Here is a 15,781-nt window from a genome sequence, read left to right on the forward strand (position 1 = left end):
GACCTGGTGTGGGCGGAGACGCCGACCAACCCGCTGCTGAAAGTCGTGGATGTGGCAGCGCTGGGCGAGCGGTGCTCGGCGGCGGGTGCGCTGCTGGCGGTGGACAGCACGTTCGCGACGCCGGTGCTGCAGCGGCCGCTCGAGCACGGCGCGGACGTCGCGGTGCACAGCGCCACCAAGTTCCTGTCCGGGCACTCCGACCTGCTGCTCGGCGTGGCCGTCGCGCACGACGCCGACGTCGCGACCCGGTTGGTGGAGACCCGCAGCGTGCTCGGCGCCCTGCCCGGGACGGTCGAGGCCTGGCTCGCGCTGCGCGGGCTGCGGACGCTGCACCTGCGCATCGAGCGCGCCTCGGCGAACGCCGCCGAGCTGGCCCGGCGACTGGCCGGGCACACCGCCGTGTCGACGGTGCACTACCCCGGCTTCGGCGCGATGGTGTCGGTCGAGCTGCGCGGTGCGCCGCAGGCGGCCGAGCTGGTGTGCGAGTCCACCGAGCTGTGGGTGCACGCGACCAGCCTGGGCGGGGTCGAGTCGTCGCTGGAGCGCCGCCGTCGCTGGTCCGGCGAGTCGGAGGCGGTGCCCGAGACGCTGCTGCGCATGTCGGTGGGCGTCGAGGACGTCGAGGACCTCTGGGACGACATCGACCACGCCCTGCCGCACGGCTGACCGGGACTCCGGCACTATCGGGCGGCCCTCCCGCGCTCAGCTAAGTGCGCGGTGTCAAGAGTCGCCCGGCCGTGGTCACCTGCCTACAGGCTGGAAGTGGTTCGCCGCCCCGTAGTTGGCGACGTTCTGGCCAAGCGCCTGGCCCGCCACGTCCCCGCTGCGATAGTGCAGGCCAGCCCAGATGCGTGCCTCGATGAGCTCGGCGAGCGGCTGCGTGAACGTGTCGAACGTGCGCACAGCCGGCCCTCCGGGGTTCGCGAAGGTGCTCGTGATCTGGAAGGGCCCACCCATGGGGTCGTCGCCGAAGAACATCCGCAGCACGGTGGTGTGCGCGCCGTCGAGGCAGTTGTGTCCCGAGGTCCACTCGGGATACGGCGCGGTGAGGAGCGCCGTCCAGGTCGCGTCCGGCTGCGTAGCGGGATTCCCATCCTCCAACGCTCGTGGAATCGCGTTCCACGGCCGCCAGAAGTCGAAGTGGTACTTGTCGTTCCAGCAGTTGATCGCCGCGTCCGCGCCGCTGAGGTTCTGCAGCGCGAGGAGCCTCGCACTGTCGGCCGCGTCAAGATCGGTGCGTGCGATGAGCTGCCGGGCGACTTCGTTCCAGCTCAAGACGGGTGCGCTCTGCCACCACCTGGCGATGTACGTCTGCTCGTCTGTGCGGGTCGAGCCGGTGGCTCGGCCCAGGCTCTTGACCTCGTTGAACTCGGTCGCCCACTGCTGGCTGCCGAGCGCGGGCGGTGGCGCCGAACGGAACTGCGAGGAACTCTGGATGAGGAACGGCCTCACGTTGCCCACCCACGGGGTGGGGTCGAGGATGGCAACGCCGCCGGGGGAGAGCGGCTGCCAGTGTCCGGCCGCGGAGTTCGACACCCACGGAGACGGCCCGAACCGTCCGTCGCCCTCTCTCGCGTCGAGCATTGCCTCGGCCGATGCGTGTCCGACCGAGATGCCCTGCTTCTTGAACGAGTCATTGTCGATCGACCCGAGTGAGGCCGCGTATGCGGAGGAGAGCGTGCTCAGGAGTCCGACCCGACCGGGGAATGGCGCCCTGTCCGGTGCCGTCGAGACGAGTTCGGAGAGCACGTCGTAGGCAGCCGTTGCGACGGCGGCGTCGATGGACGCGCGTGCACCGGTGCGCCTGTTGAGAAGATACGGGCGATGACGCTTGGGCCCGATCGCGTTGACCGCGTCGTAGACGGCTCCTTGCACCATGCCCATGTTGATCTGGAACGCGGGTGGGGCGCCGCCGTTCGGTCCCGGGACCGCGGCGAGCGTCGTCGCCGCGACTTGGTTCCAACGAGTCACCTCGCTGGCGTCCGTCCCGCCCGGTGGTGCGGCCGATGCGCCGGACACCCCGAGCGCGCCCAAGAGCGCTCCGACTCCCACCGTGAGGACAACGACAGCTCGCCTGCGTGACATCGTTCTCTCCTCGCCCAGACCCCGAGTCGAGATGCTTCGCGTCGGTGCGATCTCCAGGACGACTGTGCGTGCGCCGGTTGTCCTGTCGCAGGTCGCCTGTCCGTCCAGTAAGGCGCCGCGTGCGCGGCCCCGCCATAGTCAAAGTGAGTCATTGCCCGAGACGGCGCCGGTCTAGGTAGTGCGAGCGGGCGTTCGTGCCCGGCCAGCAAGCCCTGACTCCGCTCGCCGCGGTCCGGGACACCCGGATCACGTCCGTCGTCGGTCGGTCCGTGAGGTCGGGTCGAGCTGTTCGGGGATCAAGAAGCGGTGGTGCTGGCGCGATCACTGCTGGGCTTCGATGGACCCCGGGGTCAGGAAGGCCGCGGCAACTGTCGGGGAATCCGCATGGTCATCGTGCGGAACCCCCGACAGCCGCGCACGTGACCGCGCAGCCGGCGGGGCTACGGCTGGATCCTCGTCACGCAGCCCCGCCGGCCGGGCTCAGCTGCCCGGTCGTCAGGGCCGGCAGGACGGCGCACAGGTCGGCGTCGACCTTGTGGGTGGCCAGGTCGTCGCCACGGGTCCACCCCTGGTTGACGATGACGACCGGCTTGCCCAGACCGTGCGCCTGCCGGACGAACCGCAGCCCCGACATCACCGCCAGCGACGAGCCGAGCACCAGCAACGACCGACAGCGCTCGACCAGCGACCGGCAGTGGGCGACCTTGGCGGGTGGCACGTTCTCGCCGAAGAACACCACGTCGGGCTTGAGGATCCCGCCACAGTCGGTGCAGTCGACCACCCGGAAGCCGGCCACGTGCTCGTCGTCGAGCAGCACGTCGCCGTCCGGGTTGACCTGGGTGACGCGGCGGGACGCCTCGGCGGTCCAGTCCGGGTTGGCCTCGCTGAGCCGTTCGTCGAGCTCCCGCCGCGACGTACGACGGAGACAGCCGAGGCACACGACGAGCTCGAGGTTGCCGTGCAGCTCGACGACGTCGGTCGCGCCGCCGGCCTGGTGCAGGCCGTCGACGTTCTGGGTGAGCAGCCCGGTCATCAGGCCGGCTGCCTGCAGGTCGCCGACGCAGCGGTGCGCGGTGTTGGGCTCGGCCCGGCGGAACGTCCGCCATCCCAGCTGGCTGCGCGCCCAGTAGCGCTGCCGGGCCAGCGGCTCGGCGCGGTACACCTGGTAGGTCATCGGCAGCCGGGCCCGCAAGGCGCCGGAGGGACCACGGTAGTCCGGGATCCCGGACGCGGTCGAGATGCCGGCCCCGGTCAGGACGAGGACGTCACCGTCCGCGACGACGTCGCGCAGACGCTCCAGCGGTACGTCGCGCAGGTCGATCGTCTCGCGCACCCCGCCAGTCTGCCTGCCCGGCGACGGCCCCGCAGATCAGGACGTCTCCGCCTTGGCCGACCGCGACATGATCCGCCGCACTATCTCGGCCGGCGGCAGGCCGTCGTGCACCGCTGCGACGACGTGCTCGACGATCGGCATGTCGACGCGGTGCGCCCGGGCCAGCGCCAGGATCGACTCCGCCGACTTCACGCCCTCGGCGGTCTGCCGGGTCATGGCGATCACCTCGTGCAGTGACATGCCGTGCCCGAGGTTCTCGCCGAAGGTGCGATTGCGAGACAGCGGCGACATGCAGGTCGCCACCAGGTCACCGACGCCGGCAAGCCCGGCGAAGGTCGACGCGTCGGCGCCTTGCGCGAGCCCGAGCCGGGTGATCTCGGCCAGGCCGCGGGTGATGATCGAGGCCTGCGAGTTGTCGCCCATCTCCATACCCTTGGCCATGCCGACGGCGAGCGCGATGACGTTCTTCACCGCGCCGCCGAGCTCGACACCGACCACGTCGGTGTTGGTGTAGACCCGGAAGTACGGCGTCATGCAGACCTGCTGGAGCTTCTCCGCGACCGCCTCGTCCGCGCAGGCGACGACGCTGGCCGCCGGCTGACGCTGGGCGATCTCCTTGGCCAGGTTGGGTCCCGACACCACGGCGACCCGGTCCGGAGAGGCGCCGGTGACCTCGGCGATGACCTCGCTCATCCGCCGGGTGGTGCCCAGCTCGATCCCCTTCATCAGGCTGACGAGCACGCAGCCGTCGGGCAGCAGCGGCGCCCAGTCGGTGAGGTTGCTCCGCAGGGTCTGCGACGGCACGGCGAGGACCACGACCTCGGCCTGGGCGAGCGCGGCGACCGGGTCGGCGGTCGCCACGATCGACTCGGGCAGCGCGATGCCGGGGAGGTAGTCGGCGTTCTCGTGCGCGGTGTTGATCGCCTCGGCCGCCTCGGGCCGCCGACCCCAGAGCACGACGTCGGACCCGGCGTCGGCCAGCACCATCGAGAAGGCCGTCCCCCAGGAACCGTTGCCGAGGACCGCGACCTGCGTCATGCCGTTGCGCTCGTGCTCACGAGGCCCTCCTGGGTCGTCTGGGGTCACCGGTCGGCGGGAGCACGGTGCTGCGCAGGTCGAACCGGACGGCCGGGCCCCGCTCGCCGCGGATCTCCTCGAGCAGGTCGGTGATCGCCACCATGATGCGCTCGGTCACCTCACGTAGCAGCGGGCCGTCGATGGGCCGCCCGGCGTACTCCGAGAGGTCGAGCGGCGCACCCGCGCGCACCTGCATCGTCCTGCGGGGGAAGAGGTGCGGCCTCTTGGCGTACGGCGCCAGGAGCTCCTGCGGGCCCCACTGCGCGACCGGCACGACCGGAGCGCCGGTCTCCAGGGCCACCCGCGCCGCGCCGGTCTTGCCGACCATCGGCCAGCCCTCCGGGTCCCGGGTGAGCGTCGCCTCCGGGTAGATCGCCACGCACTCGCCCGCGCGGACCGCGGACACCGCCGCCGAGAACGCCCCCGAGGCGTCCCCCGTCTCGCGGTAGACCGGGATCTGTCGCGCGCCGCGCAGCACCTGGCCGACGAAGAAGACCCGGAACAGGACCTCCTTGGCGAGGAACCTCGGGAGCCGGCCGTTGTCGAACAGGAAGTGCGCGAAGGTGATCGGGTCCACGTGGGAGACGTGGTTCGTGACGACGATGACGCCGGTCCGGTGCGGCGGCAGGTGCTGCGCCCCGTGCCAGTCACGCTTGGTCAGCACCATGAAGGGCGGGCGCAGGATGAGGGCTGCCAGCCGGTACCAGAAGCCGATACGCCGTGGGCGACGCCCTCGGGTCCCGTGCTCAGCCATGCTGGCAGGCTAGTCCGCGTGACCGAGCCGGGCCGCCACTGGTGCCTGGTCGTGCCCGTCAAACGGCTCGACCAGGCGAAGACCCGACTCGCGGGCCGCTACGGCGACCGCAGGCGCGCGCTGGCCCTCGCCTTCGCCGTCGACACGGTCACGGCGGCGCTCGGCTGCACGGTCGTCGACGCGGTCCTGGTCGTGACCGACGACGCGCAGGCGGCCGAGCGGCTCGCCGCCGCCGGGGCCGCGGTCACCGGCGACGACCCCGACGCCGGGCTCAACCCCGCGCTGGTCCACGGCGCCGAGCTGGTGGCCCACCGGCACCCCGGCACCTGCGTCGGCACCCTGGCCGCCGACCTGCCCGCCCTGCGTCCCGGCGAGCTCGCCACCGCCCTGAGGCGCGCCGAGGGGCTGGACCGTGGCTTCGTCCGCGACGCCGAGGGCACCGGCACCACGCTGCTGCTCGCCTCCCGCGCCGACTGGCTGCGGCCGTCCTTCGGCGCCGGCTCAGCGGCCCGGCACGCTCTCGACGGGGCCGCCGAGATCGACGCGTCGGACCTGCCGACGCTGCGGGCCGACGTCGACCTGCCGGGCGACCTGCGCACCGCCGCGGCGCTGGGCCTCGGTGCCGCGACCGCCGGGCTCCTCGGCGGCTAGGTTCGACGCGTGCAGGCGACGGTGCGCACCTTCGACGCGGCGACGCGGTCGGGCTCGGTCCTGCTCGACGACGGGGTCGAGCTGCCCTACGACGACCGCGCGTTCGACGCGGGCGGCCTGAGGCTGCTGCGGGTCGGCCAGCGGGTGCGCATCACCGTGTCCGGCGACGAGCGGGCGCCGGGCGGGCAGCCGGGTGGACGAAGGGTCACCTTCCTCACCGTGGCGACCCTGCCCGACCCCTTCTAGGCCACCATCTTTCGACGACGACGGCCCGGCCCCTCGAGGGGGACCGGGCCGTCGGCCGGAGCGGGCCGGCTCAGCGCTTGCGCGCGGTCGTCTTCTTCGCCGTCGTCTTCTTGGCAGTCGACTTCGTGGCCGGGGCCTTCTTCGCGGCCGTCTTCTTCGAGGTCGTCTTCTTGGCGGTGGTCTTCTTGGCCGTCGACTTGGCAGGCGCCTTGGCCGTGCCGGTCGCCGACCGGGTCGCGGAGGCCGCGGCCTTCGGCAGCTTCTTGGCGCCGCTGACGACGTCCTTGAAGCTCTGGCCCGGCTTGAACTTCGGCACCGAGGTCTTCTTGATCTTCACGGCCGCGCCGGTGCGCGGGTTGCGGCCGGTGCGCGCCGGACGGACGACCTTCTCGAAGACACCGAAGCCGGTGATGGCCACCCGCTCGCCGGAGGCCACCGCACGCGTCACGGTGTCGATGACTGCCTCGACCGCCTCGGTCGCGGCCTTCTTGTTTCCGAGCTGGTCGGACAGCCGGTCGATCAGCTGAGCCTTGTTCACTGTGGGAACCCCTTGGAGGTTGCGGTTTGTACGAGCGGACACTCGATTCGCAGGTGACGTTATGCGGTCCACCGTGACGAGACAAACACCTGAGCCGGTAAATCCCGTTGTGTCGCAACAGAACCGAGCGGCGTACGTCGTCTCCCGCGACCCGGCTCAGACCGTCGTCGGGAGCCAGCCGGGCCGGTGCGACTCGTAGTCCGCGATCGCGTCCGCCTGCCGGAGGGTCAGGTCGACGTCGTCGAGACCCTCCATCAGCCGCCAGCGCGTGTAGTCGTCGATGTCGAAGAGCGCCGACTGCTCGCCGGCAGCAGTGGTCCAGGACACCGTCCGCGACCCGAGGTCGACCGTCACCTGGGTGGCCGGATCGGCCTCGACGGCAGCCCACAGCCGGTCGACGTCGGGCTGGCCCACCTGCGCGGTGACGAGTCCCCCCTTGCCGGCGTTGCCGCGGAAGATGTCGGCGAATCGTGAGGAGACGACGACCCGGAACCCGTGGTCCATCAGCGCCCACACCGCGTGCTCGCGCGATGAGCCGGTGCCGAAGTCAGGGCCGGCGACCAGCACGGTGGCCCCCGCCGCCTCCGGCCGGTTGAGCACGAAGTCCGGGTCGGCCCGCCAGGCGGCGAACAGCCCGTCCTCGAAGCCGGTGCGGGTCACCCGCTTGAGGTAGACGGCGGGGATGATCTGGTCGGTGTCGACGTCGGAGCGGCGCAGGGCGACGGCGGTGCCGGTATGGGTGGTGACGGCGTCCATCAGGAAGAGCTCCTCGTCGACAGGTCGGCCGGGCTGGACAGCCGGCCGGTCACGGCGGTGGCCGCGGCGACCAGCGGCGAGACCAGGTGGGTGCGGCCTCCCTTGCCCTGCCGCCCCTCGAAGTTGCGGTTGGACGTCGAGGCGCTGCGCTCCCCCGGGGCCAGCTGGTCGGGGTTCATGCCGAGGCACATCGAGCAGCCGGCGTGCCGCCACTCCGCGCCGGCCTCCTTGAACACCACGTCCAGCCCCTCGGCCTCGGCGGCGAGCCGCACGCGCACCGACCCGGGCACGACGAGCATCCGCACGCCGTCGGCGACCCGCCGGCCCCGGATCACGTCGGCAGCGGCCCGCAGGTCCTCGATCCGCCCGTTGGTGCACGAGCCGAGGAAGACGGTGTCGACCGCGATGTCGCGCAGCGGCGTGCCCGCGGCCAGCCCCATGTAGTCGAGCGCGCGCTGGGCGGCGGCGCGGGCGCCGTCGTCGGCCAGGCTCGCCGGGTCCGGCACTGTGGCCGACAGCGGAGCGCCCTGCGCCGGGTTGGTGCCCCACGTGACGTACGGCGACAGGCTGGACGCATCGATCACCACCTCGTCGTCGAACACCGCGTCGTCGTCGCTGCGCAGCTCGCGCCAGGCGGCTACCGCCCGTTCCCAGTCGGCGCCCTTGGGCGCTCTCGGCCGGCCCTCGAGGTAGGCGAAGGTGGTGTCGTCCGGGGCGATCATGCCGGCCCGGGCGCCCGCCTCGATCGACATGTTGCAGATGGTCATCCGGGCCTCCATCGAGAGGCGCTCGATGGCGGAGCCGCGGTACTCGAGGACGTACCCCTGTCCTCCTCCGGTGCCGATCCGCGCGATGACCGCCAGGATGACGTCCTTGGCCGTCACCCCCGCGGGCAGGTCGCCGTCGACGGTGACCGCCATCGTCCGGAAGGGCGTGAGCGGCAGTGTCTGCGTCGCCAGGACGTGCTCGACCTCGCTGGTGCCGATGCCGAAGGCGAGCGCGCCGAAGGCGCCGTGGGTCGAGGTGTGCGAGTCGCCGCAGACGACGGTCATGCCGGGCTGGGTCAGCCCCAGCTGCGGACCGACGACGTGCACGATGCCCTGCTCGGCGTCACCGAGCGGGTGCAGGGGGACGCCGAACGCCGCGCAGTTGCGCCGCAGCGTCTCGACCTGGGTGCGCGAGACCGGGTCGGCGATCGGCTTGTCGATGTCGAGCGTCGGGACGTTGTGGTCCTCGGTCGCGAGGGTGAGGTCGGGCCGGCGGACCGTGCGGCCGGTCAGCCGCAGACCGTCGAAGGCCTGCGGGCTGGTCACCTCGTGCACGAGGTGGAGGTCGATGTAGAGGAGGTCGGGCTCGCCTTCGGCGCGGCGCACGACGTGCGACTCCCAGACCTTCTCCGCCAGCGTTCCGGCCACGACTTTCTCCAGACGACTTGCGTCTCAGGGCGTGAGACGAGAGTATCGGTACATGGACAACACTAGCGGAGTCGGCGTTCTCGACAAGGCCGCGATCGTTCTGGGTGCGCTCGAGGCCGGCCCGGCCAGCCTCGCGTCGCTGGTGCAGGCCACCGGCCTGGCCCGTCCGACCGCGCACCGCCTCGCCACCGCTCTCGAGCACCACCGCCTGGTGGCCCGCGACCTGCAGGGCCGCTTCGTCCTCGGCCCACGCCTGCGCGAGCTGGCGACGGCGGCCGGCGAGGACCGCCTGCTCGAGGCCGCTCACCCGGTGCTCGCCCGGCTGCGCGACATCACCGGCGAGAGCGCGCAGCTCTACCGCCGCCAGGGTGACAGCCGGGTCTGCGTCGCCGGTGCCGAGCGGCTGACCGGCCTGCGCGACACCGTGCCGGTCGGGGCGACGCTGACCATGAAGGCCGGCTCCGCGGCCCAGATCCTGCTGGCCTGGGAGGAGCCCGACCGGCTGCACCGCGGGCTGCGCGAGGCGCGCTTCACGGCCACCGCTCTCTCGGCGGTCCGCCGCCGGGGGTGGGCGCAGAGCGTCGGCGAGCGCGAGCCGGGCGTCGCCTCGGTGTCGGCTCCGGTGCGCGGCCCCGGCGGCCGGGTCGTGGCTGCGGTGTCCGTCTCGGGCCCGATAGAGCGTCTCACCCGCCAGCCCGGCCGGCTGCACGCGCAGATCGTCTGCGCTGCGGCGGCCAAGCTCAGCGAGGTCCTGCAGCAGGCACCCCAGGGCGGCGCTGCTCCGCAGCAGGGAGTGCCCGCCCAGCAGGCCGCCGTCGCCGGCAAGGCAGGCGGCCGGTCGGCCTAGAGGCCGAACGGCCGCCCGCGCCGCACCTACGGCAGCGATCCACCTCTGGCCGGGTCCGTCGCGGCGTACGCTGCGCGGCATGGGCCAGGACGACGTGCCTGGTGGCACGGTTCCCGCGCAGACCACGCCGAGTGCTGCCGGCTCGCGGGGCGCGGCCCTGCTCACCGACGTGCTCAGCGGTGACCTCTCCGGGCAGGAGGAGGTCGTCCGGCAGCGCGTGGCCAAGGCGGCCGCACAGAAGGCGGTGCCGCACCCGACCGTCGAGGAGCGCCGCCGCCGGGGTCGGGTCACGCGGGCCGAGGTCCCACGTGAGCAGCTGGCCGCCTGGGAGCGGCCGGCGGACCGGGCCGATCCGGTGGCGATGCTCGCGGGTCAGGAGACGTCCCGGGTGCAGGAGCTGGTGCCGGTGCGGCACCAGCGGATGGCGAGCGGTGTCTTCGCGTTCTTCCGGGGCGCCGCGCTGCTGATGGCCGCTGACCTGGCGGTCACGCCCCGCACCGGGCTGACCGTGCAGCTGTGCGGGGACGCGCACCTGGCCAACTTCGGGCTCTTCGGCGCTCCGGACCGGTCTCTCGTCTTCGACCTCAACGACTTCGACGAGACCAACCCCGGGCCCTTCGAGTGGGACGTCAAGCGGCTGGCCACCTCGTTCGTGCTGGCGGCGCGGGACAACGGGCTGCCGGCGAAGGCCGGCTTGGCCGCCGCCGAGGCGGCGGCCGGCTCCTACCGGCAGGCCATGGCCGGCTTCGCGACCAAGGGCGAGCTCGAGATCTGGTACGACCGGGTCGACGTCGACGGGCTGATCGACACCATGCGCCAGCTGCCGAGCGGCAAGGGACGGCTCAAGGCGAAGCAAGAGGCGAAGGCGGAGGCCAAGCTGCGGAGTGCGGCGGCGAAGGCGCGGTCGCGCGACGCCTGGTCGGCGATCGAGAAGATCACCGAGGTGGTGGACGGTCATCGCCGGTTCCGGGACCAGCCGCCGCTGCTGACCCGGCTGGACCTCACGGCCGACGTCGCAGCCATGATCAACGCACTGTTCCGGGAGTACCGCGGGACGCTGCAGGAGAACCGGCAGGAGCTGCTGAAGCGCTACCAGATCATCGACATCGGTCACAAGGTCGTCGGGGTCGGGAGCGTCGGGCTGCTGGCGTTCGTGCTGCTGCTCCGCGGGCGCGACGAGGACGACCTGATGGTGTTGCAGGTCAAGCAGGCGCAGTCCTCGGTCCTGGAGCCCTACACGCGTCGGTCCGCATTCACCAAGCACGGCCACCGCGTGGTCACCGGGCAGCGGCTCATGCAGGCGGCCAGCGACTCCTTCCTCGGCTGGATCGACGGGCCGGGAGGCCGCAGCTTCTACGTCCGCCAGCTACGGGACATGAAGTGGTCGCCGGAGACCACGTCCCTGAACGCGGAGCGGCTGCGTCGCTACGCGCTGATCTGCGGCCTCACACTCGCCCGGGCGCACGCCCGGTCCGGGGACGCCGTCGCGATCGCGGCCTATCTGGGGTCGGGGAAGGCCTTCGTCAAGGCGATGCGGACGTACGCCGTGTCCTATGCCGACCAGTGCGAGCGTGACTACGCGGCGTTCACCGCTGCGATCGGCGATGGCCGGCTGGACGCCCACGAGGACGTCGGCGGCGCCGAAGAGGTCCTGGCGGTCCAGCAGGTCGCCGGGCCGCCGGGCAACGACAAAGACCCAGGTCATTGACCTGGGCCTCTGCTGGTAGCCCCGACGGGATTCGAACCCGCGCTACCGCCTTGAGAGGGCGGCGTGCTAGGCCGCTACACAACGGGGCCACGGCCGGAACGGCTGGGGAACTCTATCCGAGCACCGCGGAAGGGACCAATCAGGCCCCGTCCGCACTGCGCCGTGCCGAGCGCTGGGGTACCTGGACTCGAACCAAGACTAACTGAACCAGAATCAGTCGGGCTGCCAATTACCCCATACCCCATGGGTTGTCGCCCCCCGCTGGCGGCGGGGCTGGCGGGCGCGGACCAGGATAGCCGACCTGGCCCGGACCGGACAAAGCGCCGACGTCCCGCTCGGCGACCGGCCGGACCGCCCGCACGCCCCACCGGTCGGCCAGCCGGTGCACCACGACAGCGAAGACCGCCATCATCGCCACGTCGAGCACGGCGTACGACCAGGCCAGCGCGGACGCGGTCAGCGACTCCTCCAGAGAGCCGGTCGCGGCGGTGAACGCGAGGCTCACCATGTTGTTCGCGGCGTGCAGGGCGATGGCCGCCTCGAGCCCGCCGGTCCTCCACACCAGCCAGGACATGGTCAGGCCGAACGCCAGCCGGTCGCCGAAGAGCGCCGCGTCCTGCGTCCCGTGGGCCAGGGCGAAGAGCAGGCCGCTCACCCCGCCGGCCGCCAGGGTGCCGACGACCGGCCGGGCCGACCACGAGGCGACCGCCTGCGTCACGTAGCCGCGGAAGCCGACCTCCTCGGCGGCGGCCTGCAGCGGTGTCGTGAGCAGGATCACGGCGAGCAGGCCCACCAGGGTCCCCGCCTCCGGGACGTCGACGTCGCCGGTCCCCTCGCCCGGCAGGACGAAGCTGGCCGCGAACGAGACGACGACGAGCAGCAGCGCCACCAGGAAGAAGCGGCCGAGCAGCCCCCAGCGCGGCCGCAGGGTGACCGAGACGAGGGCGCCGACCGGCGCCCGGTGCACCACGAGGACCGCGAGCGCGGCCGCCGGGATCATCACCGCGATCACCAGGTTGTTGGCGAGCAGGCCGAGCGGCCCGTCCGGGCTGAGCGCCTCCTCCATGGCGTCGTCGCCGGTCGACCCGCCGAGGACCGCGGCCACCACGACGGCGGCGAGGACCACGCCGACCGCGCCGGTGACCAGCGAGACGGCCGCGAGGAGCAGCCCGACGACCGGGCGCCACCAGCCCGGCTCGCCGAGGGCCCGCAGCAGCTGCGGGTAGCGCGCGGTCACTCGTCCGCGAGCGCCAGCCCGGCGCGCAGCCGGTCCAGCGACCGGTCGCGGCCCAGCAGCTCGAGCGACTCGAAGAGCGGCGGCGACACCCGGCGCCCGGTGGCGGCGACCCGCACCGGCCCGAACGCGACCTTCGGCTTGAGGCCGAGCCCCTCGACGAGCGCCGCGCGCAGAGCCGCCTCGATGTCGGCGGTCGCCCAGGGCGCGACCTCCTCGAGCGCGCGCAGGGCGGCCCCGAGCGTCGGCACGGCGTCCTCGGTGAGCACCTTGGCGGCGTCGTCGACGTCGACGTGGAAGTCCCGCTCGTCCACCAGCAGGAAGCCGAGCATCCCCTCAGCCTCGCAGAGCACCTGCATCCGCTCGTTTACCAGCGGGGTCGCTGCCCGGACCACGGCACGCTGCTCCTCGGTCGGCTGCGCCGGCAGCACGCCGCGTCGCGACAGGTGGCTGACGATCCGGTCCGCCAGGTCGTCCACCGAGAGCTCGCGGACGTAGTGGCCGTTCAGCCAGCCGAGCTTGTCCAGGTCGAAGACCGGACCGACCGTGTTGACCCGCGCCCAGTCGAAGTCGCGGACCATGTCGTCGAAGGCGAAGACCTCGGTGCCGTCGGGCTGCGAGTAGCCCATCAGCGCCAGGAAGTTGCGCAGCGCCTCGGGCAGGTAGCCCTGCTCGACGAACCAGGTGAGCCGCGCCGCCGGGTTCTTCCGCTTGGAGATCTTCGACTTGTCGGTGTTGCGCAGCAGCGGCATGTGCGCAAACCTCGGCCGCTCCCAGCCGAGCCAGTCGTAGAGCAGCACGTGCTTGGGTGTGGACGAGATCCACTCCTCGCCGCGCACGACGTGCGTGATCGCCATCTCGTGGTCGTCGACGACGTTGGCCAGGTGGTAGGTCGGGAAGCCGTCGGCCTTCACGATGACCTGGTCGTCGGGCCGCGGTGCCTTGACCTCGCCGCGGATCACGTCGTCGAAGACGAGCGGTACGTCGTCAGGGATGAGCATCCGGACCACCGGCTGCTCGCTGAAGCCGGGCAGGGCGGCCCGCTCCTCGCGGGACTTGCCCACGCAGAGTCGGTCGTAGCCGGTCGGCTGCTTGGCCTTCTGCTGCTCCTCACGCATCTGCGCGAGTCGTTCGGTCGTGCACCAGCAGTGGTACGCGTGGCCGCTGTCGAGCAGCTCAGCGACGTACGGCCGGTAGGTCTCGCCGCGCTCGGACTGCCGGTACGGCGCGTAGGGCCCGCCCTTGTCCGGCCCCTCGTCCCAGTCGAGCCCGAGCCAGTGCAAGGTCTGGAAGACCTGCGCCTCGCTGTCGGCGACGTAGCGCGCCCGGTCGGTGTCCTCGATGCGCAGCACGAACTGGCCGCCCTGCTGTCGGGCGAACGCCAGGTTGAACAGCGACATGTAGGCGGTGCCGACGTGCGGGTCGCCGGTCGGGGACGGCGCGACGCGGACCCGCACCGGGCGCTGGTCCTCAGCCACGGGCTACGACCGGGTTGGTGAGGGTGCCGACCTGCTCCACCGTCACGCTGACCGAGTCGCCGACGGCGAGCCGCCCGACTCCGGCCGGCGTGCCGGTGAGGATGACGTCGCCGGGGAGCAGCGTCATCGCCTGGCTGACGATCGAGACGAGCTCGTCGATGCCGCGCAGCATCTGCGAGGTCCGGCCGGCCTGCTTGAGCTCCCCGTTGACCGTCGTGGTCACCGCGAGGTCGGACGGGTCGAGGTCGGTCGCGACCCACGGGCCGATCGGGCAGAAGGTGTCGAAGCCCTTGGCCCGGCCCCACTGCTTCTCGGTGCGCTGCAGGTCGCGGGCGCTGACGTCGTTGGCGCAGGAGAAGCCGAGCACCACGTCGCGGACCCGCTCCGGTGGCACCTCGCGGCACAGCCGCGAGATGACGACGGCCAGCTCGCCCTCGTAGTCGACCTCCTCCGAGACGCCGACCGGGTACTGGATCGCCTCCCCCGGCCCGACGACCGACGTCGAGGGCTTGAGGAAGATGATCGCCGGCTCGGACAGGTCGACCTGGTGGCCCATCTCCTGCGCGTGCTCGGCGTAGTTGCGCCCGACCGCCACCACCTTGCTGGGCAGCACCGGCGCGAGCAGCCGGACGTCGGCCAGCGGCTGCGGGTCGCCCACGACCTGGAACGGCGCGAAGGGGTGCCCCTCGATCCGCCGCACCGTCAGGCCGCCGCCGTCGGAAGCCGGGTCCGACCCGTCTCCCTCGACGACGCCGAACGATGCACCGTCACCTGTCGTGAACCTCGCGATCCGCACCCGAGCAGGCTACTTGCGGCCATACTGCGCGGATGACGCCGGACTCCCCTGCCAGGCACCGGGGCACCACCCGGAGACGGCGGCCCGGTGCGGTCGCCGCCGTCGTCGTCACCGTCGTCGCGTGGCTCGCGATGGTGCCCGTCGGCTTCTTCTACGCCGCGTCCGGGCTGCTCGTGCCCGGGCCCTACCTGTTCATGCTGTGGGCCGCGTACGTCGTCCTGCTCGTGACGGCCGTCCTGCTGACCCGGCGGCGCTCGTACTGGGTGCTCGCCGTGCCGGTCGTCGGCGGCGTGCTGTGGTGGAGCGTGATCAGCCTCGGCGAGCGCTACCTGGACTGGACCGGCTGAGCCCAGGCGCTGCCGGTTGCCGGCTGCCGGCTGTGCGGAACTGTCTCGCGGTGCTCGATGGCTCCGACACCGCAGGGATCCGGAGTAGACCGTCTCGACCAGACAGCGCCGGCGACGTCTCCGAGGAGACCCGCTCGACGTCAGGGCGGAGTCCCCCCCGACGTCAGAACGGCACGCACTGCATGGCACAACGCGGCACGCGCCCGCGAGCACGAATCACGGCGCAAGGCTGCCCCGCGCCCGAATCCGGCCTCGGTCGATCCGTTGCGCCGCATTTCGTGTCCGCGCACAGGGACCCGGATCGGTTCGCGCGGGAGCGGCACCTCTGTGGCACTTCGGCGTGCCCGTCAGCCAGCGGGTAGAAGCGCCGCCGGCCTAGGGTTCAGGGGTGGAGCCGACGGAGAATCAGGGCCCGCACCACCCACAAACGCCGCCGATGGCCGAGGACGATCCGGTTGTGCAGTGGCTGCTGCAGGGCGATCCGGCGATCCGCTGGCAGGTGCTGCGCGACCTCGT

At 72.3% G+C, this 15,781-nt stretch carries 16 protein-coding genes and 2 tRNA genes; 6 read left to right on the forward strand and 12 right to left on the reverse strand.

Going from position 1 to position 15,781, the window contains the following annotated elements; translation table 11 throughout:
- Positions 1 to 666: PLP-dependent transferase (locus VK640_01210; protein HTE71806.1), on the forward strand; the 666-nt coding region annotated here is incomplete at its 5' end.
- Positions 667 to 741: 75 nt separating this feature from the next.
- Here VK640_01210 and VK640_01215 read toward each other — a convergent pair.
- The 4 genes from VK640_01215 to VK640_01230 all read right to left on the reverse strand — a co-directional run bounded on the left by VK640_01215 (position 742) and on the right by VK640_01230 (position 5,249).
- The gene (locus VK640_01215; protein HTE71807.1) at positions 742 to 2,034 is read right to left on the reverse strand and encodes a vanadium-dependent haloperoxidase; all 1,293 of its coding nucleotides are present in this window, start codon (positions 2,032 to 2,034) and stop codon (positions 742 to 744) included.
- A 508-nt stretch (positions 2,035 to 2,542) separates the two neighbouring features.
- Positions 2,543 to 3,418, reverse strand: a complete 876-nt coding sequence (locus VK640_01220; GenBank protein ID HTE71808.1) for an NAD-dependent protein deacetylase — start codon at positions 3,416 to 3,418, stop codon at positions 2,543 to 2,545.
- A gap of 36 nt (positions 3,419 to 3,454) precedes the next feature.
- Positions 3,455 to 4,456, reverse strand: coding sequence for an NAD(P)H-dependent glycerol-3-phosphate dehydrogenase (locus VK640_01225; protein HTE71809.1), 1,002 nt, complete (start codon positions 4,454 to 4,456; stop codon positions 3,455 to 3,457).
- 16 nt (positions 4,457 to 4,472) lie between these two features.
- A complete protein-coding gene (locus VK640_01230) occupies positions 4,473 to 5,249 on the reverse strand; it encodes a lysophospholipid acyltransferase family protein (GenBank protein HTE71810.1) in 777 nt (258 codons plus the stop codon).
- Between the two features lie 18 nt (positions 5,250 to 5,267).
- Between VK640_01230 and cofC the strand changes: the two genes are divergently transcribed.
- Together cofC and VK640_01240 are read left to right on the forward strand one after the other, a co-directional pair.
- Positions 5,268 to 5,900, forward strand: coding sequence for a 2-phospho-L-lactate guanylyltransferase (gene cofC, locus VK640_01235; GenBank protein ID HTE71811.1), 633 nt, complete (start codon positions 5,268 to 5,270; stop codon positions 5,898 to 5,900).
- A 9-nt stretch (positions 5,901 to 5,909) separates the two neighbouring features.
- The gene (locus tag VK640_01240; protein HTE71812.1) at positions 5,910 to 6,146 is read left to right on the forward strand and encodes a hypothetical protein; all 237 of its coding nucleotides are present in this window, start codon (positions 5,910 to 5,912) and stop codon (positions 6,144 to 6,146) included.
- A gap of 70 nt (positions 6,147 to 6,216) precedes the next feature.
- Here VK640_01240 and VK640_01245 read toward each other — a convergent pair whose 3' ends face one another.
- From VK640_01245 to leuC, 3 genes are all read right to left on the reverse strand, one after another.
- Positions 6,217 to 6,684 carry an HU family DNA-binding protein gene (locus tag VK640_01245; protein ID HTE71813.1) on the reverse strand — a complete coding sequence of 156 codons (468 nt, stop codon included), beginning with the start codon at positions 6,682 to 6,684 and terminating at the stop codon, positions 6,217 to 6,219.
- Positions 6,685 to 6,840: 156 nt separating this feature from the next.
- Positions 6,841 to 7,440 (reverse strand): 3-isopropylmalate dehydratase small subunit, encoded by a 600-nt coding sequence (gene leuD / locus VK640_01250; GenBank protein HTE71814.1) that lies wholly within the window; start codon positions 7,438 to 7,440, stop codon positions 6,841 to 6,843.
- Complete coding sequence (gene leuC, locus VK640_01255; GenBank protein HTE71815.1) at positions 7,440 to 8,855, reverse strand: 3-isopropylmalate dehydratase large subunit; 1,416 nt, start codon at positions 8,853 to 8,855, stop codon at positions 7,440 to 7,442. The genes leuD and leuC overlap by 1 nt, the downstream gene beginning before the upstream one ends.
- 52 nt (positions 8,856 to 8,907) lie before the next feature.
- On the opposite strand from leuC, the gene VK640_01260 reads away from it, so the two are divergent.
- Entirely contained in the window at positions 8,908 to 9,702 is a 795-nt protein-coding gene (locus VK640_01260) for an IclR family transcriptional regulator (GenBank protein HTE71816.1), read from the forward strand.
- A gap of 79 nt (positions 9,703 to 9,781) precedes the next feature.
- Complete coding sequence (locus VK640_01265) at positions 9,782 to 11,410, forward strand: DUF2252 domain-containing protein (protein HTE71817.1); 1,629 nt, start codon at positions 9,782 to 9,784, stop codon at positions 11,408 to 11,410.
- Positions 11,411 to 11,423: 13 nt separating this feature from the next.
- Here VK640_01265 and VK640_01270 read toward each other — a convergent pair.
- From VK640_01270 to VK640_01290, 5 genes are all read right to left on the reverse strand, one after another.
- Positions 11,424 to 11,499, reverse strand: a tRNA-Glu gene (locus tag VK640_01270).
- 83 nt (positions 11,500 to 11,582) lie between these two features.
- Positions 11,583 to 11,654, reverse strand: a tRNA-Gln gene (locus tag VK640_01275).
- The gene (locus tag VK640_01280) at positions 11,640 to 12,647 is read right to left on the reverse strand and encodes a type II CAAX endopeptidase family protein (protein ID HTE71818.1); all 1,008 of its coding nucleotides are present in this window, start codon (positions 12,645 to 12,647) and stop codon (positions 11,640 to 11,642) included. The genes VK640_01275 and VK640_01280 overlap by 15 nt, the downstream gene beginning before the upstream one ends.
- A complete protein-coding gene (gene gltX, locus VK640_01285) occupies positions 12,644 to 14,122 on the reverse strand; it encodes a glutamate--tRNA ligase (protein ID HTE71819.1) in 1,479 nt (492 codons plus the stop codon). Before gltX ends, VK640_01280 begins: the two co-directional genes overlap by 4 nt.
- A complete protein-coding gene (locus tag VK640_01290; GenBank protein ID HTE71820.1) occupies positions 14,115 to 14,918 on the reverse strand; it encodes a fumarylacetoacetate hydrolase family protein in 804 nt (267 codons plus the stop codon). Before VK640_01290 ends, gltX begins: the two co-directional genes overlap by 8 nt.
- A gap of 32 nt (positions 14,919 to 14,950) precedes the next feature.
- On the opposite strand from VK640_01290, the gene VK640_01295 reads away from it, so the two are divergent.
- Complete coding sequence (locus tag VK640_01295) at positions 14,951 to 15,265, forward strand: hypothetical protein (GenBank protein ID HTE71821.1); 315 nt, start codon at positions 14,951 to 14,953, stop codon at positions 15,263 to 15,265.
- The last annotated feature ends 516 nt before the right edge of the window (positions 15,266 to 15,781 follow it).

This window comes from Actinomycetes bacterium (assembly GCA_035489715.1).
GTDB lineage: Bacteria > Actinomycetota > Actinomycetes > JACCUZ01 > JACCUZ01 > DATHAP01.

What these genes read in the sequence shown, in the direction of transcription:
- leuD (HTE71814.1), bottom strand. Translation starts at nt 7,440, where the DNA reads ATGGACGCCGTCACCACCCATACCGGCACCGCCGTCGCCCTGCGCCGC.
- VK640_01230 (HTE71810.1), bottom strand. Translation starts at nt 5,249, where the DNA reads ATGGCTGAGCACGGGACCCGAGGGCGTCGCCCACGGCGTATCGGCTTC.
- VK640_01265 (HTE71817.1), top strand. Translation starts at nt 9,782, where the DNA reads ATGGGCCAGGACGACGTGCCTGGTGGCACGGTTCCCGCGCAGACCACG.
- VK640_01260 (HTE71816.1), top strand. Translation starts at nt 8,908, where the DNA reads ATGGACAACACTAGCGGAGTCGGCGTTCTCGACAAGGCCGCGATCGTT.
- VK640_01225 (HTE71809.1), bottom strand. Translation starts at nt 4,456, where the DNA reads ATGACGCAGGTCGCGGTCCTCGGCAACGGTTCCTGGGGGACGGCCTTC.
- VK640_01295 (HTE71821.1), top strand. Translation starts at nt 14,951, where the DNA reads ATGACGCCGGACTCCCCTGCCAGGCACCGGGGCACCACCCGGAGACGG.